The organism is Kitasatospora sp. NPDC092286 (assembly GCF_044755565.1).
In the GTDB taxonomy this organism is placed as follows: domain Bacteria; phylum Actinomycetota; class Actinomycetes; order Streptomycetales; family Streptomycetaceae; genus Kitasatospora.
Window position 1 is genome coordinate 101,429 of the sequence record NZ_JBIVRD010000016.1, and the last position, 20,459, is coordinate 121,887.

Annotated in this window: 16 protein-coding genes; 4 read left to right on the plus strand and 12 right to left on the minus strand. The window is 76.7% G+C overall.

Annotated elements, in window-relative coordinates; all coding sequences use genetic code 11:
• Nucleotides 1-15: 15 nt before the first annotated feature.
• Nucleotides 16-639 carry a TetR family transcriptional regulator gene (locus ACIQIB_RS18570; protein WP_363610081.1) on the minus strand — a complete coding sequence of 208 codons (624 nt, stop codon included), beginning with the start codon at nt 637-639 and terminating at the stop codon, nt 16-18.
• A gap of 305 nt (nt 640-944) precedes the next feature.
• On the opposite strand from ACIQIB_RS18570, the gene ACIQIB_RS18575 reads away from it, so the two are divergent.
• The 3 genes from ACIQIB_RS18575 (at nt 945) to ACIQIB_RS18585 (ending at nt 4,177) form a co-directional block, all read left to right on the plus strand.
• Nucleotides 945-2,255 (plus strand): glycosyltransferase family 4 protein, encoded by a 1,311-nt coding sequence (locus ACIQIB_RS18575; RefSeq protein ID WP_400759051.1) that lies wholly within the window; start codon nt 945-947, stop codon nt 2,253-2,255.
• Between the two features lie 99 nt (nt 2,256-2,354).
• Nucleotides 2,355-3,104, plus strand: a complete 750-nt coding sequence (locus ACIQIB_RS18580; protein ID WP_400759054.1) for a class I SAM-dependent methyltransferase — start codon at nt 2,355-2,357, stop codon at nt 3,102-3,104.
• Nucleotides 3,101-4,177 carry a prenyltransferase gene (locus ACIQIB_RS18585; RefSeq protein WP_363610075.1) on the plus strand — a complete coding sequence of 359 codons (1,077 nt, stop codon included), beginning with the start codon at nt 3,101-3,103 and terminating at the stop codon, nt 4,175-4,177. The genes ACIQIB_RS18580 and ACIQIB_RS18585 overlap by 4 nt, the downstream gene beginning before the upstream one ends.
• A 78-nt stretch (nt 4,178-4,255) precedes the next feature.
• On the opposite strand, the gene ACIQIB_RS18590 is transcribed toward ACIQIB_RS18585, so the two are convergent.
• From ACIQIB_RS18590 to ACIQIB_RS18610, 5 genes are all read right to left on the minus strand, one after another.
• The gene (locus ACIQIB_RS18590) at nt 4,256-5,155 is read right to left on the minus strand and encodes a hypothetical protein (protein ID WP_400759056.1); all 900 of its coding nucleotides are present in this window, start codon (nt 5,153-5,155) and stop codon (nt 4,256-4,258) included.
• A gap of 176 nt (nt 5,156-5,331) precedes the next feature.
• Nucleotides 5,332-6,321, minus strand: a complete 990-nt coding sequence (locus tag ACIQIB_RS18595; RefSeq protein WP_400759058.1) for an N-acetylmuramoyl-L-alanine amidase — start codon at nt 6,319-6,321, stop codon at nt 5,332-5,334.
• A gap of 7 nt (nt 6,322-6,328) precedes the next feature.
• Nucleotides 6,329-7,447, minus strand: coding sequence for a hypothetical protein (locus tag ACIQIB_RS18600; protein ID WP_400759060.1), 1,119 nt, complete (start codon nt 7,445-7,447; stop codon nt 6,329-6,331).
• Between the two features lie 201 nt (nt 7,448-7,648).
• Nucleotides 7,649-8,302 (minus strand): class I SAM-dependent methyltransferase, encoded by a 654-nt coding sequence (locus ACIQIB_RS18605; RefSeq protein ID WP_363610067.1) that lies wholly within the window; start codon nt 8,300-8,302, stop codon nt 7,649-7,651.
• Between the two features lie 99 nt (nt 8,303-8,401).
• Nucleotides 8,402-9,787: a M48 family metalloprotease gene (locus ACIQIB_RS18610; protein ID WP_400759062.1), complete on the minus strand. Its 1,386-nt coding sequence runs from the start codon at nt 9,785-9,787 to the stop codon at nt 8,402-8,404.
• Nucleotides 9,788-9,926: 139 nt separating this feature from the next.
• Here ACIQIB_RS18610 and ACIQIB_RS18615 point away from each other — a divergent pair, with 139 nt between their 5' ends.
• On the plus strand, nt 9,927-11,021 hold the full coding sequence (locus ACIQIB_RS18615) for an alcohol dehydrogenase catalytic domain-containing protein (protein ID WP_363610061.1): 1,095 nt from the start codon (nt 9,927-9,929) through the stop codon (nt 11,019-11,021).
• A gap of 21 nt (nt 11,022-11,042) precedes the next feature.
• On the opposite strand, the gene ACIQIB_RS18620 is transcribed toward ACIQIB_RS18615, so the two are convergent.
• The 6 genes from ACIQIB_RS18620 to lanL all read right to left on the minus strand — a co-directional run bounded on the left by ACIQIB_RS18620 (nt 11,043) and on the right by lanL (nt 20,307).
• Nucleotides 11,043-11,222: a hypothetical protein gene (locus tag ACIQIB_RS18620; RefSeq protein WP_363610059.1), complete on the minus strand. Its 180-nt coding sequence runs from the start codon at nt 11,220-11,222 to the stop codon at nt 11,043-11,045.
• A 163-nt stretch (nt 11,223-11,385) separates the two neighbouring features.
• Nucleotides 11,386-13,224 carry an ATP-binding cassette domain-containing protein gene (locus ACIQIB_RS18625; RefSeq protein ID WP_400759064.1) on the minus strand — a complete coding sequence of 613 codons (1,839 nt, stop codon included), beginning with the start codon at nt 13,222-13,224 and terminating at the stop codon, nt 11,386-11,388.
• Nucleotides 13,224-14,900 (minus strand): ATP-binding cassette domain-containing protein, encoded by a 1,677-nt coding sequence (locus ACIQIB_RS18630; RefSeq protein ID WP_400759066.1) that lies wholly within the window; start codon nt 14,898-14,900, stop codon nt 13,224-13,226. The genes ACIQIB_RS18625 and ACIQIB_RS18630 overlap by 1 nt, the downstream gene beginning before the upstream one ends.
• 142 nt (nt 14,901-15,042) lie before the next feature.
• Entirely contained in the window at nt 15,043-15,186 is a 144-nt protein-coding gene (locus tag ACIQIB_RS18635) for a VenA family class IV lanthipeptide (RefSeq protein ID WP_153882823.1), read from the minus strand.
• 139 nt (nt 15,187-15,325) lie between these two features.
• A complete protein-coding gene (locus tag ACIQIB_RS18640) occupies nt 15,326-17,341 on the minus strand; it encodes an alpha/beta hydrolase family protein (protein ID WP_400759068.1) in 2,016 nt (671 codons plus the stop codon).
• Nucleotides 17,338-20,307, minus strand: a complete 2,970-nt coding sequence (gene lanL, locus ACIQIB_RS18645) for a class IV lanthionine synthetase LanL (RefSeq protein WP_400759070.1) — start codon at nt 20,305-20,307, stop codon at nt 17,338-17,340. Before lanL ends, ACIQIB_RS18640 begins: the two co-directional genes overlap by 4 nt.
• Nucleotides 20,308-20,459: the final 152 nt, after the last annotated feature.

Below are 20,459 nucleotides of genomic sequence, written 5' to 3' on the forward strand. Positions count from 1 at the left end.
TGGAACACGTTCCAGTCAGGGCAGGGAGAGCAGCCGGGCCGCGGTGTGCAGATCGGCGCGGACCTCGGCGATCGAGGAGCGGCCGGAGAGCCAGGAGACCAGGGCCGAGTGCCAGGTGTGCTCGATCACCCGGACGGCGGCGCGCTGGCTCTCGGTGGGCGGCCCGGACTGGCCGATCGCGTCCAGGATCAGCTGGCCGGTGGCCATGCTCACCCGGTCCACCTCGGTGCTCACCGACCGGTCGGCGAAGGACAGCGCCCGCACCATCGCCTCGGCCAGCAGCGGCTCGCGCTGGAGCGCGTGGAACGCCCGGGTCAGCGTCTCGGCGACCCGCGGCGCGGGCTCCCGCTCGCTCGGCGGATGCCGCCTGACCTGCTCCTGGAGGCCCTGCAACTGCTCCAGCATGACCGCGACCAGCAGGTGCACCTTGGACGGGAAGTACCGGTACAGGGTGCCGAGCGCCACCTGGGCGCCCTCCGCCACCTCCCGCATCTGCACCGCCTCGTACCCGCCCCGGGCGGCCAGCGCGGTCGCGGCCCGCAGGATCCGCCGTCGGCGTTCGGTCTGGCGGGCGGTCAGCGGGGGGTCGGCGGACGGGGTGGCGGCCGCGGGTGTCGCGGGGGTCACGGGCGAGGGCAAGGGGTGCTCCCGGGGCGCGGTAGTGGCGGTCTGCTCCAACGGATCCAGCAGGTCCAACGGGTCCAGCGGGGGTGAACGGGTTCAGCCGGTCCGACGGGTTCCGGGCGGGTCCCGGCGCCGTTCGCCGGCCGGGGTTCCGGCGTGGCGTGAATCACCGGCCCTGGCTTCTGACGGGAAGCTACGGGCCGGTATCTTCGAGGTCTCTCATTGTTCATATGGTCGACGGCAGGCTCCGCGCCACACTGAAACCTGATCTACTTTAGCGACCGGCAGCACAGACAGCAGCAGAGATATGGGGGCCGAGGATGACCGCGCAGCCGCTGCGGATTGCCCTGCTGTCCTACCGCGGCGACCCGTTCTGCGGCGGCCAGGGCGTGTACGTACGGCACCTCTCCCGGGAGCTGGCCAGACTCGGCCACCACGTGGACGTGATCGGGGCCCAGCCGTACCCCGTGCTGGACGAGGTCGAGGGGCCGGGCTCGGTCCGGCTGGTCGAGCTGCCCAGCCTGGACCTGTACCGCGCCGACGACCCCTTCCGCACCCCGGCGCTCGCCGAGTACCGCGGGCCGGTGGACGTGCTGGAGTTCGCCACCATGCGCACCGGCGGCTTCCCCGAGCCGCTGACCTTCTCGTTGCGCGCCCGCCGGTACCTCGCCCTGCACAAGGGCCGCTACGACGTGGTGCACGACAACCAGACCCTCGGTTACGGCCTGCTGGGCCTGGCCCGGCACGGCTTCCCGCTGGTCACCACGGTCCATCACCCGATCACCGTGGACCGGCGGCTGGAGCTGGCCGCGGCCCCCGACCGGCTCAAGCGGCTCTCGCTGCGCCGCTGGTACGCCTTCACCCGGATGCAGCGCCGGGTCGCCGCCCGGCTGGACCACATCATCACCGTCTCCGAGACCTCCGGGCGCGAGATCGCCGAGCACCTCGGCGCCGCGCCGGGCGCGATCTCGGTGGTGCCGATCGGCGCCGACACCCGGCTCTGGTCCCCGTCCGAGCGGGCCGCCCGGGTGCCCGGCCGGATCGTCACCACCTCCAGTGCGGACGTCCCGCTCAAGGGCCTGGTCCACCTGGTCGAGGCGCTGGCCAAGGTCCGCACCGAGCGGGACGCGCACCTGGTGGTGGTCGGCAAGCCGCAGAAGGAGGACGGGCCGGTCGCCGAGGCGGTGCGCCGGTTCGGCCTGGAGGGGCACATCGAGTTCCGCAGCGGCCTGACCGACCAGGAGCTGGTCGACCTCTACCGCTCGGCCGAGGTGGCCTGTGTGCCGTCGCTGTACGAGGGCTTCTCGCTGCCCGCCGCCGAGGCGATGGCCACCGGCACCCCGCTGGTCGCCACCACCGGCGGGGCGATCCCCGAGGTGGCCGGGCCGGACGGCGAGACCTGCCTCGCGGTGCCGCCGGGCGACGCGTACGCGCTGGCGGCGGCGCTGGGGCGGCTGCTGGACGACCCGGGCCTGCGCTCGGCGCTCGGTGCGGCCGGACGCGAGCGGGTGCTCGCCCGGTTCACCTGGGAGCGGGCCGCCGAACTGACCGCCGAGGGCTACCGGGCGGCGATCGCCACCGGAGCCGGGCGGCGCGCCCGGTCGGGACCGGGCTGGCGGTACGTCCCCTGAGCGGCCCGCCGGGCGGCCCGCGCCGCACCACCGGCGGCCCGTCGGATTCACCTGACGAAGCGTCAAGAACGTGTGGTACCAAAGGAATGGGAGCCCGCAGTGCTGACCGTCGATTTCTCGCGCTTCCCGCTCGCCCCCGGCGACCGGGTGCTCGACCTGGGCTGCGGCGGGGGCCGGCACGCGTTCGAGTGCTACCGGCGCGGCGCCCGGGTGACCGCCCTCGACCAGAACGCCGAGGAGATCGCCGAGGTCAGGAAGTGGTTCGCCGCCATGGAGCAGGCCGGTGAGGCGCCCGAGGGCGCGTCGGCGGTCGCCGTCGAGGGCAACGCGCTGGCCCTGCCGTTCGAGGACGAGTACTTCGACAAGATCATCATCTCCGAGGTGATGGAGCACATCCCCGACGACAAGGGCGTGCTCAACGAGATGTTCCGGGTCCTCAAGCCCGGTGGCCTGCTCGCCGTCACCGTGCCGCGCTGGCTGCCCGAGAAGATCTGCTGGGCGCTCTCCGACGAGTACCACGAGGTCGAGGGCGGCCACATCCGGATCTACCGGGGCGACGAACTGCTCGACCGGCTGAAGGACGCCGGCCTGGAGCCGTACGGCACCCACCACGCGCACGCGCTGCACTCGCCGTACTGGTGGATCAAGTGCGCCGTCGGCGTGGACAACGACAAGGCGCTGCCGGTCAAGGCCTACCACCAGCTGCTGGTCTGGGACATCGTCGGTACCCCGGTGATCAGCACCCTCACCAAGGCGGCCGAGAAGGCCCTCAACCCCGTCATCGGCAAGAGCTTCGTCGCCTACGCGGCCAAGCCGAACCGCGCCGAGCCGAACCGGGCCGACGCGTGACCGCGGCCGTCCCCGAGGTGCTGCTGCTCGACGGGGTGCTCGACGCCGAGCAGGCCGCCGGGACCGTCCGCTCCATCCTCGCCGAGCAGCGCCCCGACGGCGCCATACCGTGGTTCACCGGTCACCACCTCGACCCGTGGGACCACACCGAGGCCGCGATGGCCCTGGACACGGCCGGCGAGCACGCCGCCGCCGAGGCCGCCTACCGCTGGCTGGCCGCCAACCAGAACCCCGACGGCTCCTGGTACGCCGCGTACGGCTACGGCCCCGGCGGCACCGACGGGCTGGTCTCCAACCCGTCCAAGGAGACCAACTTCTGCGCCTACATCGCCGTCGGCGTCTGGCACCACCACCTCAGCACCGGCGACGACACCTTCCTGGAGTGGATCTGGCCGGTCGTCAGACGCGCCCTGGACTTCATCGTCTCGCTGCGGCTGCCCGGCGGCCCGATCCCCTGGCGGCTCGACGAGCACGGCGCGGCGACCGACGAGGCGCTGCTCACCGGCTCGTCCAGCATCCTGCACGCGCTCCGCTGCGGCCTCGCCCTCGCCGACTACCTGGAGGAGCCGCAGCCCGACTGGGAGCTCGCGGCCGGGCGGCTGCGGCACGCCGTCGCCCACCACCCCGAGCGGTTCCTGGACAAGGACCGCTACTCGATGGACTGGTACTACCCGGTGCTCGGCACCGCGCTGCGCGGCCCGGCCGCAGTGGCGCGGATCGAACGGGACTGGGACCGCTTCGTCGTCCCCGGCCTCGGGGTGCGCTGCGTCAGCGACCGGCCGTGGGTGACCGGCGGCGAGAGCGCCGAGCTGGCCATGGCGCTCTGGGCGGTCGGCGAGTCCGACCGGGCGGTGGACATCCTGCGCTGGATCCAGCGGCTGCGGCACAGCGACGGCTCCTACTGGACCGGCTACGTCTTCGAGGACGACGCCGTCTGGCCCGAGGAGCGCACCACCTGGACCGCCGGGGCGCTGCTGCTGGCGGTCGCCGCGCTCGGCGGCGACCCGGCGACGGTGGCGGTCTTCGGCGGCGAGCAGCTCCCCGCCGGGCTGGTGGTCCAGGACTGCTGCTGAGCCCGCGCGCACACGCCGAAGGGGCGGGACCGGATCACTCCGGTCCCGCCCCTTCGGCGTCGTGCGGGTACGGCGGGGTCAGCCGCGCTGGATGCCCGAGGTGTCGGCCAGCACGCCCTGGGCGCCGTCCTGGAGCTGCGCGACCAGCGCGGCGCCGCGCTGCTCGACCGCCAGGTACCAGGTGCCGGGAACCAGCTCGCCGACCGGGGCGCCGACCGGGTTGTCCTTCGGGGCCAGCGGACGCGGCGCCGGGACGGCGAACCAGAACGGCGCGAAGTCGGACGCCGGGGCCGGGGCCGGCACCGGGGCGGCCTGGGCCTGGGCGGTCTGGGCGGGCGCCGGAGCCTGCTGGGCCGCCTGCTGCGCGGCGGCGTCCTGCGGGTAGCCGTAGCCGGCGGGCTGGCCGCCGAACGCCGGGGCCGGCGCCTGGTGCGCGTCCTGGCCGGGCGCGGGGTAGCCGTACTGGCCGGGCTGGCCGGCCTGCGGGGCCGGGTAGCCGCCCGGGTAGCCCTGCACCGGGGCCGGGCGGTCGGTGACCAGCGGGACCTTCAGCGCGGGCACCAGCGGACCGGCCGCGGCGGCGCCGGCGAGGACCACCAGTGAGATGACGGCGAGCCAGGCGCCGATGCCGTGGTTCACGCCGTCCGGGCCACCGCCCAGGCCCCAGATTCCGGCCCAGAGCGCGGAGACGGCGAAGGCGATGCCCCACTGGTCCAGCCGCAGGCCGAGCACCTGGCGGCTGGTCGCGGCGGCACCCTGGAAACGCTGCACCAGGATCAGCACCGCGGCGAGGATGCCGAGCAGGAAGACGGAGGGCAGGACGGGGAACAGGATGGTGTCCCACGCGTTCTTGGACGTGTCCCCGCAGTACCGACCCTTGCAGTCCACGGTCCAGTACGGCAGGAAGGATGAGATGGCGAGCAGGACGGCCGCACCTGCGACGGCGGCGTCTCCCCTGCTGAGAGCGCGCAGATTCACTAACGTTCCCCTCGTGGTGTTGTCGTGGACGGCCCGGTTGGGCGGCCGTCCGACCGGCCGGAAAACTGCCGAACGGACCAAGAGCCTAGGGCCAACCGCCCCGCGGGCGCACAGCGGGCTCGGGAATGGGGCGAAGTCGTTGCAAACCACGCGGTCCGGACCGGCGCGCGGGCCTGCTAACGCGCGGTCAGAAACGTGGTCAGCGCGTCCGCGATGCCCTGGGCGGCCTGCTGGCGCCACTGAGGGTCCGTCATCCGTTCGGCGTCCGTCGGGTTGCGCATGTTACCGCACTCGATGAACACCTTCGGCACGGCCGAGAGGTTCAGTCCGCCGAGGTCGGAGCGGGTGTCCAGGCCCTCGCTCGCGATGTAGTCGGCGTACGGCTCACCGGTCGCCGTGCGGAAGGAGTCGCGCAGCAGCAGGCCGAGCCGGTGCGAGGGGGCGACGATCGCGGAGTTGTCCGCCTTACCGGCGACCACCCGGGCGGGCATGATCACGTGGAAGCCGCTGCCGCCGGCCGGGCCGCCGTCCCCGTGCACGGAGACCGCCACGTCGGCGTGCGCCTGGGCGCCGGCCCGGGCGCGCTCGTCGACGCACGGCCCCCACGGGCGGTCGCCCTCGTGGGCCAGGACCACGGTGGCGCCCCGGGCGGTCAGGATCGCGCGGGCCCGGCGGGTCACGTCCAGGGTGTACTCGGCCTCGGTGTAGCCGGCGTCGGTGGAGGTGCCGGTGGTGTCGCACTCCTTGCGGGCGTTGCCGACGTCGACCTGGCGGTTGATCTCGGTGGGATGGGTGAAGTTGCCGGGGTTGTGGCCCGGGTCGAGCAGGACGGTGCGGCCGGTCAGCGAGGTGGGGGCCGTTGACGCTGCCTGTGTCGTCGGTGCCGTTGGTGCCGCCGGGGTCTCGGCGGCGGCCGGGGTGTCCGAGGGGCTCGGGGTCGCCTCGGTGGCGGACGGGTCCGGCGGTGCGGCCTCCGGAGAGGTGACCGCCGGTGCGGCGGCGCCCGCCGGGGTGTCGTGGTGGACGGCCCGCCAGCCCAGCCAGCCGGCCAGGCAGAGCGGCACCACCGCCCCGGCCACGGTGGTGGCGCGCAGCAGGGCGGAGCGGCGGGGCGGCTCCCCGTTCGGGCCGGTGCGATCGGGGGTGGTGCGGGTGGTGCGGGTCACTGGCGGGTCAGATCCTGTCCTGGGTCCGCGGGGTCAGACCGAAGGTGTCGGCGATCGCCTTCCACTTCGTCACGAAGTCCTTCTTCGCCTGGGTGGCCTGCGGGTTGAGCTCGTCGGCGTGCTTCTTGTCGGCGGTGGCCGGGGCCGTTCCGGAACAGCCCTGGGCCGCGACCGTGCGCGCCCAGCTCGCGTACGCCCGGTCGATGTCGGCGGAGAGCTGCCAGGCGGACTTCAGCGACTGCGTCGCGTCCGCGCCGCCGGGCAGGTCGGTGACGGTCAGGGCGCCGAGCTTGCGGAGCAGTTCGTCGCGCTGCTTGGCGCCGGTGTCGAAGACCTGCGCCGCGCTCTCGATGTCGGCCTTGGACGGGCAGCTGCTCACCTTGGCGACCGCGCTGCCGATCGGCGCCTTCGCGCTCTCGCCCTGGGCCAGCAGGTCGTCCAGCGCCTTGGCCTGGGCCTGCGCGCCGGGGCCGGCCGCACCGGCGGTGGGGCTCGCGCCCGGGCTCGCCGAGGCGGAGTCGGTGGGGCCCGGCGGCGTGGTGGCCGCCCCGCCCGGTGCGGGCGCCGGCGGGTTCCCGGCGGGCGTGGTGTCGGTGGCGGCGGGCGGGGCGGCCTGGTCCTTCGTGGAGCCGTCGTCCCGCACCGCCCAGAAGAGGCCGCCGCCGAGTGCCAGGACGACCAGCAGCGCGAAGCCGATCAGCAGCGGCGCCCGCTTGTTGCGGCCGCTGTCCTCGTCGTCGAGGTCCTCGTAGCCGGCCGGGTAGTCCGGCTGCGGCTGCCCGGGGTACGGGCCGTAGCCGTACGGGGGCTGCGGCGGGCCGGCGGGCGGGGCCGGGGGCTGCGGGTAGCCGTAGCCGCCGGAGGCCTGGGGGGCCGCGTGGCCGGGGAAGCCCGTGGCGGGCGGGGTGGCCCCGAGGTGGAGGGGGGCGGTCGGGGCGTCGTAGCCGCCGTCCACCGGGCCCGGGTGCGGGCCGGCCGGCTGTGGCGGTGCGGCGGGCGGCGCGGCGGGCGGGGGTGTGGCTGCCGGGGGTGCGGGCTGCTGCTGCGGGCCGCGCACCCAGCCGCCGGCGCCGCCGCGCGCGGTGGGATCCCAGACCGCCGGCGCGGTGTTGTGCCGATCCGTCATTGCGCTAGCCCCCACCGTCTGCCCGATGCTCTGTCTGGTGCCGCTGCCGCTGCCGCTGCCGCTGCCGCGGGCGCCCCGTACGCCGCGCGGACACCGTACCGTTCGAGCCCCCGCCCGACAGCCCCGGCACGACGTTAGAGCATCCGCCGCCGCCCGTGGGACGGTCCGTCGATCCTGGGACCCCGGCGGATGCCCGCGGCCTCAGCCCGCGGCGCGCCGCAGCACCCGCAGCGAGCCCGTCACCGAGACCTCCTCGAACCCCTCGGCGAGCGCCCGCAGATACACCCGGTACGGCGCCTGGCCGCCGTCCGCCGGGTCGGGGAAGACGTCGTGCACCACCAGCAGGCCCCCGGGCGCCAGATGCGGCGCCCAGCCCTCGTAGTCGCCGGTGGCGTGCTCGTCGGTGTGGCCGCCGTCGATGAAGACCAGGCCGAGCCGGCCGCCCCAGAGCGCCGCGATCTGCGGGGAGCGGCCGACCAGGGCGACCACGTGCTCCTCCAGCCCGGCCGCGTGCAGGGTGCGGCGGAACCGGGGGAGCGTGTCCATCCGGCCCACCTCCCGGTCCACCAGCGTCGGGTCGTGGTACTCCCAGCCGGGCTGCTGCTCCTCGGAGCCGCGGTGGTGGTCGACGGTCAGCGCCACCGTGCCGGTCTCCCGGGCGGCGGCGGCCAGCAGGATCGCCGAGCGGCCGCAGTACGTGCCGATCTCCAGCACCGGCAGACCGGTCCGGCGGGCCGCCGTCACCGCCGCCGCGTACAGCGCCAGGCCCTCGTCCACCGGCATGAACCCGGTCGCCGCCTCGAACGCCGACAGCACCTCGGGCGTCGGGCGGGTGCTCTCCAGGACGTCGGACATGGTGCGCTCCTTGCCGGGGGTCGGTGGGCGGTACCGCCCGCCGTCGGACCCTACTGGACGGTACGCCGGGGTGTCCCGCCCGTGGCCGGCCCGTCCCCGTCAGCCCGCCAGCAGGACGCGGGCGACGCGTTCGCGGTGAGGGGCCAGCTCGGCGGTGATGGCGGTGAACTCGGCGGGGGTCGCGGTGATGGCAGCCGGTACCGGCGTGGACCGTTCGAGCAGCGCCAGCCGGAGATGGGTCGGCGGGTGGGTGGCGTCCACGGCGCACCGGTCCAGGGCGGAGCGGCGCCGCAGCCGCTCGCGCTCCAGCGGGGGGACGGCGGCGAGGTGGTCGCGCAGCCGCTCCCAGAGCGCGTCGGAGGCCGGGGCCAGGTCGCGCGTTGCCTCGGCGTGCGCTGCCCCGGCCCGGGCGGCCCCGGCGCGGGCGGTCATGCCGCGGCGGCCCGCCCGGGGGCGGTTCTGGTGGTCGGCCCGCAGCCGGGTGACCAGGGTGCCGACGGCCCCGCCGAGCAGCAGGGTCTCCAGCATCCCGCGGGCCGCCTCGGTGGACGCGGTCCGCGCGGCGAGGGTGTCCGCGTGGTACTCGGCCTGCTGCCCGGCCCGGGCGGTGAGCCGGTCGAGCAGCAGCAGGGCCCGCCAGAACAGCCAGGCGAGGCCGTGCAGCACCGCGCCGCTGATCAGCTCGGCGAACTGGAACAGCAGCCGCAGGCCGCCCGGCTGCCCGGGGTGCTCGCGCGGCCGGGCGAGGTCGTGCCAGTGCGCCAGTGCGCCGATCGCGGAGGAGAGCCAGAGGCCGCGCCGGTGGTCGGCGTTGACCCGGTGGGCGAACTCGTGGCCGAGCAGGGCGATCCGCTGCTGCTCGTCGAGCGCCTCCCAGAGCGGCAGACCGAGGGTGAGGACGGTCCGCCGGCGCAGCCCCACCACCCCGATGCTCGCGTTGAACGACCCGTCGATCCGGATCACGCCGACCGGCCCCGTCCCGAGCTGCGCGGCGATCCGGTCCGCCAGGCCGTACAGGGCGGGCGCCCGGCGGCGGTCCAGCAGATGCTCGTCGCGCGGCACCCGGCCGAGCCTCGGGCGCAGCAGGACGACGACCGCGAGGGCGGCCGCGCCCAGGCACCTGAGCGGGGTGTTCCCGGTGACGAGCAGCCAGAGCGCCCAGCCGAACAGGGCGGCGGTGGCCAGGTGGACGACGGCGGCGACGGCGGCCGCGGCGAGCCAGTCGCGCCGGCCGGTGGCGGTGCCGCGCCCGGCGGCGAGCTCCCGGTAGAGCTGCTCGGCCCGGTCGGCGGCGGCCTGTTCGCGCCGGACGGCCCGGGTGCGTGCGGCCCCGCTCTTCTCCGTGGGCTCGGCCTCGGGCTCCGGTGCGAGGTTCCACTCGCACCGGGGGCACCAGACGGTGAAGCGCGGGTCGGCGTCCAGCCGCGCGGCGCAGCGCGGGCAGGTCCGGACGGAGTCGGCGGTGGTCGTGACAGGTGTGGACACGGCGGATGATCATGCCAGTGGGGGCCGGCACCACGCACCCGGGTTCCGCCGGGTGGGTGGAACGCGTTCCAGTCCGGACGGGCGAGGCGTGCCAGAATCGGCCCGACCACCGATCCGCGGGGACCTCGGGAGCAGCTCCATGCGCGCAGCCATCCTGCACAAGACCGGCCAGGACACGCTCGACGTCCGCGACGACGTGCTGGCGGTCGGCTTCGGCCCCGGCAAGGTACGGGTCCGCCTGCGGGCGGCCGGCCTCTGCCACTCCGACCTCTCGGCGATGAGCGGCGTGCTGCCGCAGCCCGCGCCGTTCGTCCCCGGCCACGAGGGCGCCGGGGACGTGCTGGAGGTCGGCGAGGGCGTGAGCGGCGTCGCCGTCGGGGACCGGGTGGTGCTCTGCTGGATGGCGCCCTGCGGCCGCTGCGCCCACTGCGGGCGCGGGCGCGGCCACCTGTGCGTGGCCAGCCTGCGGCGGCTCGGCGCGCCCGCCTTCCGCTTCGGTGACGGCGGCCCGGACGGCCCGGTGGAGGCCTCGGGTTTCTACGGCACCGGCGCGTTCGCCGAGGAGGTGGTGGTCGACCAGGACGCGGTCATCGTGGTGCCGGCCGACCTGCCGTACGAGTCGGCCGCGCTGATCGGCTGCGGGGTGACCACGGGCGTCGGCGCGGCGGTCAACACCGCCCGGGTCGAGCCGGGTGCCTCGGTCGCGGTGCTCGGCGCGGGCGGGGTGGGCGTCGCGGCCGTGCAGGGCGCCCGGGTCTGCGGTGCGGGCCGGATCACCGTCGTCGACCCGGTCGTCTCGCGGCGGGAGCGGGCGCTCGCCTTCGGCGCCACCGACGCCCTCGCCCCCGAGGAGCTGAAGGCCGCCGCCAAGGCCCTGCCGGGCGGCGGGTACGACTACGTCTTCGAGGCGGTCGGCCGCGCGGCCACCGTCCGGGCCGGGTACGAGGCGGCCCGGCGCGGCGGCGCGGTGGTGGTGATCGGCGCCGGGGCGCAGGACGACCTGGCGCAGTTCGGCATGGGCGAGCTGTTCTTCAACGAGAAGCGGCTGCTGCCCTCGCTGTACGGCGGCGCGTCCGTGCCGAGCACCATCGCACTGGTGACCGGGCTGTGGCGGGCCGGGCGGATCGACCTGGCCGGGATGGTCACCCACCGGGTCGGGCTGGCGGACGTCAACGAGGCCGTCGCGCAGATGCGGAGCGGCGAGGCGCTGCGGACGGTGGTGACGTTCGACTGACGGCGCCGCGTGCGGCTTCGGTCAGCCCCGGTCGGTACCGGCGCCGAGCCGGTGGCGGCCGTGCGGGTCGGCCTCGGGACGGTCGTCGGCGGCGGAACGGCCGCGGTGACGACCGTGCGACGCGCTGTCCTCGGCCGTGGTCTCGTCGGCGTCGGTCCCGAGGGTCGTGGGTCCGGTGGTGTCGGTGAGGGTGTCGGACATCAGAATCGTCTTTTCCGTGCGAGGGTGCAGGTGCTTCGGCGCCTGGCCGGCGCCGCGGGCGCGATCGGGCGCCTGGTCGGGCGCCGGAAGCGCGCCACAGCCGGTGATCACGGCCCGCGTCCCGGCCACCATAACGGCCGGAACGGGCGAGATCCTATCGAGATCATGACGGGTGCCCGGTGACCGGCGCGGCCCCGCGCGGGCCTGCCGACCCCCACCAGTGGCCGACCAGTTCGCGGTAGAGCGGGGACAGCACCTGGAGGTCGCCGTGGCGCGCGAGGACGCCGCGCCCGCCGTCCAGCAGCAGGACGCGGTCCGCGCGCAGGGCCGAACCGAGCCGGTGCGCCACCACGACGAGCGTTCCCGGCCGGGCGGCGAAGGCCCGTTCGACCCGGTCCTCGGCGGCGGCGTCCAGATGGCAGGTGGCCTCGTCGAGAACCACGACGGGCGCGGGGGAGAGATAGGTCCGTACCAGTGCCAGCAGTTGGCGCTCCCCGGCGGAGAGCGCGGCGGGGTCGGCGATCACGGCGTCCAGGCCGCCCAGCCGGGCGACGAGGGCTCCGGCGCCCAGCAGCTCGACCGCGTGGGTGAGCCGGGCCTCGGTGGGGGCGGCGAGCCAGGCCAGGTTGGCGCGGACCGGGCCCGGGAAGATGTACGCCTCCTGCGGCAGGAGCGCCACCAGGCGGGCGCGTTCGGGGCCGGGGAGGGTGTGCGGGCGGACGCCGGCCACGGTCAGCCCGCCGCCGAGCGGTGCGAGCAGGCCGGCCAGCAGCGCGGCGAGGGTGGACTTTCCCGTTCCGCTCGGGCCGACCACGGCCAGGTGCTCGCCCGGGGCCGTCGTCACGTCGAGGTTCGCGAACACCGGCTCGGCGCCCGGGCCGTGGGCGTAGCACAGGGAGGTGAGCCGGACGGTGGCGGTGGCCGCCGCCGCAGGTGCGCAGGGCGGCTCGGCCGGGCCGGGCCGGGGCGCGTCGGGCCCGGCCGGTTCGTGTTCGGCCGGTTCGTGTTCGGCCGGGTCGGGGGAGGTGGCGGCCAGGCGGTCCAGTACGACCGCGAGGCCCAGCAGCCAGCCGCCGACCGTACCGGCCAGCGTCCGCACCGCCGGGTCGAGTTGTTGCAGCAGATAGGTGGTGACGCCGAGCAGCTCACCGGCCGTCAGCCCGCCCTCGTCGAGCAGCCAGGGCGCGGCCGCGACCACCGCGAGAACGGGCAGCCGCCCGCCGAGCGCGACCACCAGGGAGCGGAGCGCGGCGGCCCGGCCGAGTGCGCGGGAGGCGGCCGCGCTCGCCTCGGCGGTCGCCGTCAGCGCCTCGGCGACCCGCCGGTCCGCGCCCGTCGCCTGGATGTCGCGCAGCCCGTGCAGGGCGGGCACGGCATCGGCGGCCAGGCGTTCCTCGGCGAGCACCACGGCCCGGCGGCGGGCCACGAGCGGGCGCAGCAGGCGGGCGAAGAGCGCGCCCGAGGCGAGCAGCGGCAGCAGGACCAGCGGCAGCACGGCCGGCGCGAGCAGCGCCAGACCGGCCAGGGCGGCCACCAGGGTGACCCCGACGCCGCGCAGGGTGCGCAGCAGGGTGGCGGTCAACTGGCGGGCGGATTCGACCTGTTCGGTGAGCCGGGCGACCTCGGCCGGGTCGGCGTGCGAGCGGGCGAGCGCACCCCGGACCACCCGCTCGACCAGGGCGTCCCGCAGCGGCTCGACCACGGCCGCCAGATGCGGGAACCCGGCCCGCGCCGCATAGGCGCGGACGGCGGTCGCCGCCCCGAAACCGGCCAGCCAGGCCACTCCGACACCAGGCCGCCCGGCGAGGAAGCCCTGGTCCACGGCGGCCGACACCATCAGCCCGGACAGCAGCGGCGGCACCGCCTCCGCTCCGGACCAGGCCAGCAGCCGGAGCAGCGGCCCCCGGGTGGTGGCGAGCCGGTGGGCCAGCAGGGCCCACCCGGGGGAGCGGGCGACGAGGAACCGGCGGGCCCCGGCGCGCGGGGAGCTGTGGCGGCCCATCAGGCGGTGGCCGCGTCGAGGGCGGCGCCGGAGAGGGCCGCGCCGGAGAGGACGGCGCGGTAGTCGGGGTCGGCCAGCAGTTCGGAGTGCGGGGCGAGGGCGCGCAGCCGGCCGCCGTCGAGCCAGGCGACCAGGTCGGCGCGGGCGGCCACCGTGCCGCGGTGGGCGACCGCCAGTCGGGTTCGTCCATGGGTGGCGCGGTCGAGGGCCTCGGTCACCTGGTACTCGGTGGCGAGGTCGAGCCCCGAGGTGGCGTCGTCCAGCACCACCACCCGGGTGGGGTGCGCCAACAGCCTTGTCAGTCCGAGGCGTTGAAGCTCTCCGCCGGATATTCGCAGTTCGTTCAGCGGGGTGTCCCAGCCCTTGGGCAGCCGCCGCAGGAAGCCGTCCGCGCGGGCCGCCGCGGCCTGTTCGGGGCCGGCGCCGTCCAGCGCCTCGCGCACCGTCCGGCCGACCAGTACGGGCCGTTCGAAGGCGTGGCCGACGGCGCGGCGCAGCTCGGACGCGGCCAGTTCGTCCACCGGGACGCCGTCGATCAGCACCCGGCCCTCGTCCGGGTCGCGCAGCCTGCCGGGCAGGGCCGCCAGCAGCGACTTGCCGCTGCCGGAGCTGCCGACCAGGGCGACCGTGCGGCCGCCCGGCACGGTGAGATCGACCGGTCCGAGCAGGACCCGGCCGCCCTCGCGCACCACCACGCCCCGGAAGACGAGCTCGCCGGTGCCGCCGTCCGGCAGGGCGCGCGCCCCGGTGGCCGCCGGGGCGAGGGCGAACAGTTCGTCGACCCGGGCCTGCCCGGCCCGCGCGTGGGCCACCCCGACCAGCGCCTCGATCTGCTCGAACAGCCCGGCCCCGAGCGCCGCCCAGCCCGCCGCCGCGGCCAGCGACCCGGGCGCCAGCGCGCCCGCCGCCACCTGCGCGCCGGCGGTGGCCAGCACCGCGACCTCGACCACGGCGATCAGCAGCGTCGCCTGCCACGCCGTCCGGCGCTGGGCGGACCAGAGCGCGTGCCCGGCCGCCGAGAGCGCGGGCAGCGGCGCCAGGACACGGGCCGCCTCGCGCCGCTCGGCGCCGGCCGCGTGGATGCTGCGCAGCCCGGTCAGCGCACCGGTGAGCCGGGCGGCGAGGTCCGCCTGGACCTCCTGGTAACGGACGAACACCTGCCCGGCCTCCCGCAGGAACAGTCTGATCAGCACCACTCCGGGCACCACCCCGGCGAAGAAGGCCAGTGCCAGCCAGGGCGACAGCACCCCGAGCCCGACGATCGCGCCGGCCGAGGTGAACAGCGCGGTGGCGGCGCCGAGGGCGGCGGGCAGCCGGCCGCCCGCGTCGGCGGCGGAGCCCACTAGGCGCGCGGCCAGGTCGCCGGGGGGCGGCCCGCCGCGGAGCAGCCGGCCGCCGGGGCCGAGGGCGAGCAGCCGGCGGACCAGCCGTGCCCGCAGGGCGGCGGTGGCCTCGGCCGCGCAGGCCGGACCGGCCGCGGCGGCGACCGCGTTGGCGGCGGCGGCCGTCCCCAGGACGAGGACGAGCAGAACGAGGGCGCCGTGCCCGGGTTCACGGTCGAGCGCGGCGTCGACGGCCCCGGCGAGGGTGGCGGGCAGGGCCAGTGTGGTGGCGGCCTCGACGGGCAGGGCGACCGCCAGCGCGAGGGTCCAGCCGGTGGTGGGGCGGCGGGGCATGAAGGGCTCCCGTCGGGTGAGTGGTCGAAGGAGAGAGGGCGAAGAAGAACGAGGAGGAGGGCGAACGGGTCGCCGGGAAGCAGGACGGCGCCGTTCCCGCCTGTCCGGACAGGCGGGAACGGCGCCCGCGGGTGCCGCGTGACTAGCTGATCGTGAAGATCAGGCAGGTCAGGATGAGACAGGTGTACTGGCAGCCGCCGCCGTGGCCGGTCAGCTCGACGGACTCGGTCTCCGGCAGCTCCTGGAGCGCCGCGAGGTCGGTCTCGAAGTCCACCATGTTCTCCATGATCGGGTTCCTCCCCTGGTACTTCCGCCCGCCGCGATCTGCTCTGCGGGCGTTGGGTGTTGCTCCCCGGGCGGCTCGGTCCGCCGCGCCGGGGTCCGTCCCCGGGCCGCAAGGCCCGGGAGTCTGTGGGGCCGGGTGGTTACCCCGGCCGGCCGGTCCGCAGGAAGGCGGCCAGCAGTTCGTGGAGCACGGCCGCGCCCTCCTCGGCCAGCACCTCGTGCCCGGCGCCGGCCGCCTCCACGTACCGGAAGTCGGCGCCCTCGGTGCGTCCGATCCGCAGCAGCTCGTGCCGCAGCGAACGGGACTGGCTCACCGGGACGACCTCGTCCCGGTCCCCGTGCACCACCAGCAGCGGTGCGCTCAGCCGGTGCGCGAGCTGGAGCACGTCCCGTGGTCCGCGGGCGTCCTCGATCGGCTCGCCGCCGCCCAGCCGGGTCGTCAACGCCCTGACGGGGGGCGCCGCTTCGGCCAGCAGCCGGCCGCCGGACAGGAACGGTGCGACCACCGCGCAGCGCGCGACCTGATCGGCGGGCGCGTGCGCGGCCGCCAGCAGGGCCAGGAACGCGCCGTAGCTGACGCCGAACAGGGCCGGCGGTTCCAGGCCCAGCGCGGCGCGCTGACCGGCGATGCCCTCCAGCAGGTACAGGATGTCGTCGAGGTCGGGACCGCCCCAGGCGCCCCGGATGGCCATCGCGTGCGCCACCCCGTAACCGGTGGAGCCGCGCTGGTTGGGCGCCACCACGGCCAGGCCCTCGGCCGCCATCCGCTGCAGTGCCGGATCGAACTCCAGCCGCCAGGCGTCCGCCGGGCCGCCGTGCAGCGCGAGCACCAGGTGCGGGCTGCTCAGCCAGCCGTCGCCGCCGTACACCACGGCCTCCATCGGCCCGGCCGGTCCGGCGAGTTCGAGGCTCTGCGCGGGCTGCCAGCGGCCGCCGTCGCACGGCGGGGTGCTGCCGTCCAGCCGCCAGCCGGGCAGCGGCGTCCGGGAGACGCGCGGTGCGCCGGGCTGCCAGGGCAGGATGGTGTCCCGCCACGGACCGGGCAGCCCCGAGCCGAGCGGCGCCAGTTGCAGGGGCAGCGGCACCGGTCCGGACACGGCGGTGGGCGGGCCGTGCCGCAGCAGCGCGTCCACGTCCAGGGTGGCCAGCGCGGCCGGGTGGTCGGGCGACGAGTACGGCAGCCGCAGTCCCGCCGCCGACCAGTGCCCGACCGCGCCGAGCCGGCCGGGCGGCACCGGCAGCGGGTCCAGCCTTCCGGCGGCGGGCTGCCACAGGGCGAGCGCCGAGCCGGCGCCGTGGTCGATCTGGACGGCCACCCGGGCCCCGTCCGGCGCGGGCCGCAGGGCGACCGGCCGCAGGAACATGCCCGCCATGTGCAGCCGGTCCGGGAACCGCAGCGGTGCGTCCCCGCCCAGCACGCCCCAGCCGAGCCGGTCGGTGCCGGGCGCGTCGCTGCGCACCATCGCGAAGCGGCTGTCCGGGTCGAACAGCACCAGCCGGTCGTTGCTGCGCTCGCCGATCTCCAGCAGCGGGCTGACCGTGCCGTTGCGCAGATCCAGTACCACGGTGCGGACGGTTCCGGCGCTGACCCGGTCGAGCGCCAGCAGGGCCCCGGTGTGGTCGAGCCAGACGCCGCCGCCGTGCAACCCGGGGATCTCGGCGAGCTGTTGGGGCTCGCTGCCGTCGGCGCGCACCAGCCACACGGTGGTGGCAGGCCGGGTGTCGGTGCCCAGGACGAGCGCGACCGGCGCGCGGGCGGCGTTCGGCGGACGGGGGTCGCCCGGGGCCGCCGGGATCGGCAGCAGCCGCAGCCCGGGCATCCGGATGGAGGCCAACTGCCTTTCCATGGTGGCTGGTTCACGGCCGTCCACGGAGGCCCGGAGCTGCACCAGGTCGTGCCGTTCGCCGTCGTGCCGGCAGACCAGCACCGAGCCGTCCGGCAGCGCGATCAGCTGCGAGCGCAGGCTCTCGGACCGGTTCCCGGGCAGCGGCAGCGGGGTCGGCAGGGCGGGCCCGACCGGCGGCAGGTGCCAGCTCTCCGCGTACCAGCCGCCGTCGGCGGCGGAGGCCAGACAGGCCGCGTGGCTGCCGCCGGCCGCGAAGGTGAAGCTGAGGCGACGCAGGGCCTGCGTCGCGGAACGGGTGGCCACGTTCATGCCGCACTCGTCTCGTTCGGGCCCGGCCGGGTGCGGCCGGTCGTCCGGGGGTGGCGGGCCGCGGCGGGCGGCACCGGGTCCACCCAGAGCCGGGGGCCGCCGTGCCGCAGCCGCAGCAGGAAGGCGAGCGCGCCCGCCGTGCCCGTGCCGTACGCGGTGGCGCAGCCGGTACCGGTCTCGTCCGGCAGCACCAGCAGTCCGTCCCGCAGGGCCGACCTGGCGGCGATCAGCTGCGCCAACTCCTCGGCCCCGGAGCGGAATTCCGCCTCACCGGTGGCCTCGGCCAGGTCCAGCAGGTACTCGCCGCCGCCGGCCAGCCCGTGGCAGGCGCTGACACCGCTGTGCCAGCGCCCGGCCAGCACCGCCCGCCCGGCGGCGAGGGCGAGTTCGTACGCGGTGGCGTCGCCGGTGGCCTGCCAGAGCCGGATCAGGAAGCTGCCGGCGCCGGAGGAACCGCTGCACCAGTGCGCCAGCCGGACGTGCTCCGGGTCGCCCGCGCTCTGCGGCCACCAGACGGTCCACGGTGCGCCGTCGCCGTTGTCGCCGTCGCCCCGGCGGGCGGTGGCCGCGAGGGTGCGCCCGGCCTCGGCGGCGCCGGCGAGCAGCGCCGCGTCGCCGGTGGCCTCGGCGGCGGCGAGCAGGAAGGCGCCGATCCCGGCGACCCCGTGGGCGAATCCGAGGTGGGTGATCCCGGCCAGCGCCGAGTCGAAGTCGCGCGGCACCGGCCAGACCGTGCCGTACGGCTCGCGCCGGGCGGCGGCGAGCAGCGCGTGCCCGCAGCGGGCGGCCCGGTCCAGGAACTCCCGGCCGTCGTCGTTCGCACCGGCGTCGTCGTTCCCGTCGGCGCCCTCGGGCAAGGGTGCCGCGGAGAGGCGGAGCTGGAGGAGGCCGGAGCCGGCCGCGCCGTGGCAGACGTCCGGGTTGGGCCAGGTCACCGGGATCCGGCGGGCCAGGGCGGTGGCGCGCTCGGCGAGCGGGCGGTCGGCCAGGGCCCCGGCGGCGTCGAGCAGTGCCCAGGCGACGCCGGAGCGGCCGAAGTGCAGCCCGGGCAGGACGACCGGCTCGGCGGCGCACCGGCGCTCGATCCACTCGGCGGCGGTCCGCGCCGTCCGCCGGGCCTCCGCGCGTATCCCGTCCGGCAGCCCGTCGGCGAGCGCCGCCCGGGCGAGCAGGGCGAGCACCCCGGCGGCGCCGTGCTGCACATTGCACGGGTCCGACCGCTGCCCGGCCGGCACGACGGGCCAGAGCCGGTCCGGCCGCTCGGGTGTGGCGCTCACGGCGAGATGCCGCAGCCCGTCGTGCAGCACCCGGTCGACGACGGCCGCGTCGCGCTCCCGGGCGGTCGTCTCGGTCCGCGCGGGTCCGTCCATGGGTCCGCTGGTGGGCTCGGGCCCGGCCGCGAGCGCCGCCCGTGCCTCGTCGAGGCTCCAGCGCCGCTCCGGCTCCCGCGCCCGGAGCCCGAGGACGACCGGGGCGAGCCGCCGGGCGGTGCCGCCGGCCCGGGCGGCGAGGGCGAGCCAGCGGCCCAGGCGGTCGGCGACCGGGCGGGCGTGCGGCAGGTCCTCGGGGAGCAGTGGATCGTGACCGGTGGCGAGCAGGAAGAACAGCCCGCCGAGCGCGTACAGATCGGCGGCCGGCTCGGCCCTGCGGCTGCCGTCGGTCACCAGGGCGAGCCGCCCAGGCCCCTGTTCGGGTGCGCGGTAGCCGGGGGTGCCGGCCGAACCGGCCCGGGTGCCGGCCTCGGCGGCCAGCTCCAGGTCCACCAGCCGCAGCGAGCCGTCGGGCCGGACCAGCACGTTGCCGGGGGAGAGGTCGCGCAGCACCAGCCCCTGGGCGTGCACCCGCTCGACCAGGTCGAGCAGGGCGTGGGCGAGCGGTCCGGCCTCGGCCCAGTCCACGTCCGGGCTGCCGTCGCGCCGCAGCCGTGCGGCGACCCAGGCGCCCAGCGGCTGCCCGGCGATTCGTTCCTGCACCAGGAACAGCGAGTCGTCCTGCTCGATCAGTTCGACCGGGCGCGGCGCCAGCCCCTGTCCGTCCAGCCGGGCCAGCATCGCGGCCTCGTGGCGCAGTGCCGTCCTGGCGTCGGTGCCGGAGCGGTCGACCTCGATGTGCGCGCGGGCCTGCTTGACCACGACCTCCGCGCCGCCGCCCGCGTCCCGTCCGAGGAAGACGCCGCCCTTGGCGCCGTGCCGGACGGCGGCGGTGAGCGCGTACCGCCCGGCGAGCAGCACCCCGCCGGCCCGCTTCGCGGCGGCCGGCTTCGGCGTACCGGTGGCCGGCCCGCGCTCACCGCCGCCGTCCGGAGGGCCGCCCGCCAGCGGGTCGCGCGCCCACGGCGGGCAGCGGTACGAGGCGCCGCGCACGTCCTCGACCCGCTCCCCGGCGGGTCCGTGCAGGATCGACCGGTACGCGCCGTCGTTGCCCAGCTCGGCGCGGGCCGCGAAGGCGCCGTACCGGTAGTGGACCCGGCTGCCGGGCCGGTACGGCCGGTCGGAGAGCACCACCGGGCCGGGCCGGCCGGCCGTCGCCCGGTGCAGCGCGGCGGCGAGCCGCCGGAACTGCTCGTCGTCCCGGGGGTAGACGGTGATGAACTTGCCCGCAGATCCCCGGTCGCTGTTACGGGAGTTGAGCTCGTGCAGCCGCTCCGGACCGGCGGCGAACTTGAAGGTGCACGGGTCGCCGGCCAGCACTCCGGCGACGGCCGCCAGCACCGCGCCGCCGACCTCGGACGCCGCGCTGACGTGCAGCTTCCAGCCCTGTCCTGCGGGCTCTTCCGGGACGCCTCCCGCGGTCGGCCTGGCCGTGCACCAGAAGCCCTCGACGGTGACGTCCCAGTCGCCGCCTCCCCGGCCCCCGGCGCCGGCCAGCGCCGTCCGCGCGACCTCCGGCCACGGGCCGGCCGCATCCGGCCCGTGGCCCGCCGATCCCCTGCCCCCGGCCGTACGCAGCGATGTGCCCGCCCCCATCCGCATTCACACCCCTTCGTCTCGGCCGCCGCCCGCCGGTGCCCACTGCTCCGGCACCCGGGCGCACGGCCACGGCCTGATCGGTTTCTCGGAAGTACGGGAGCGCCGCCCCGGCCGCGTCCGCCCCGGGCCCGGTCACACCTGGACCCGCT

Coding starts and splice junctions, on each gene's coding strand:
- ACIQIB_RS18630 (WP_400759066.1), bottom strand. CDS start 14,900: ATGCCCCGCCGCCCCACCACCGGCTGGACCCTCGCGCTGGCGGTCGCC.
- ACIQIB_RS18625 (WP_400759064.1), bottom strand. CDS start 13,224: ATGGGCCGCCACAGCTCCCCGCGCGCCGGGGCCCGCCGGTTCCTCGTC.
- ACIQIB_RS18620 (WP_363610059.1), bottom strand. CDS start 11,222: ATGTCCGACACCCTCACCGACACCACCGGACCCACGACCCTCGGGACC.
- ACIQIB_RS18600 (WP_400759060.1), bottom strand. CDS start 7,447: ATGACGGATCGGCACAACACCGCGCCGGCGGTCTGGGATCCCACCGCG.
- ACIQIB_RS18615 (WP_363610061.1), top strand. CDS start 9,927: ATGCGCGCAGCCATCCTGCACAAGACCGGCCAGGACACGCTCGACGTC.
- lanL (WP_400759070.1), bottom strand. CDS start 20,307: ATGGGGGCGGGCACATCGCTGCGTACGGCCGGGGGCAGGGGATCGGCG.
- ACIQIB_RS18575 (WP_400759051.1), top strand. CDS start 945: ATGACCGCGCAGCCGCTGCGGATTGCCCTGCTGTCCTACCGCGGCGAC.
- ACIQIB_RS18640 (WP_400759068.1), bottom strand. CDS start 17,341: ATGAACGTGGCCACCCGTTCCGCGACGCAGGCCCTGCGTCGCCTCAGC.
- ACIQIB_RS18605 (WP_363610067.1), bottom strand. CDS start 8,302: ATGTCCGACGTCCTGGAGAGCACCCGCCCGACGCCCGAGGTGCTGTCG.
- ACIQIB_RS18635 (WP_153882823.1), bottom strand. CDS start 15,186: ATGGAGAACATGGTGGACTTCGAGACCGACCTCGCGGCGCTCCAGGAG.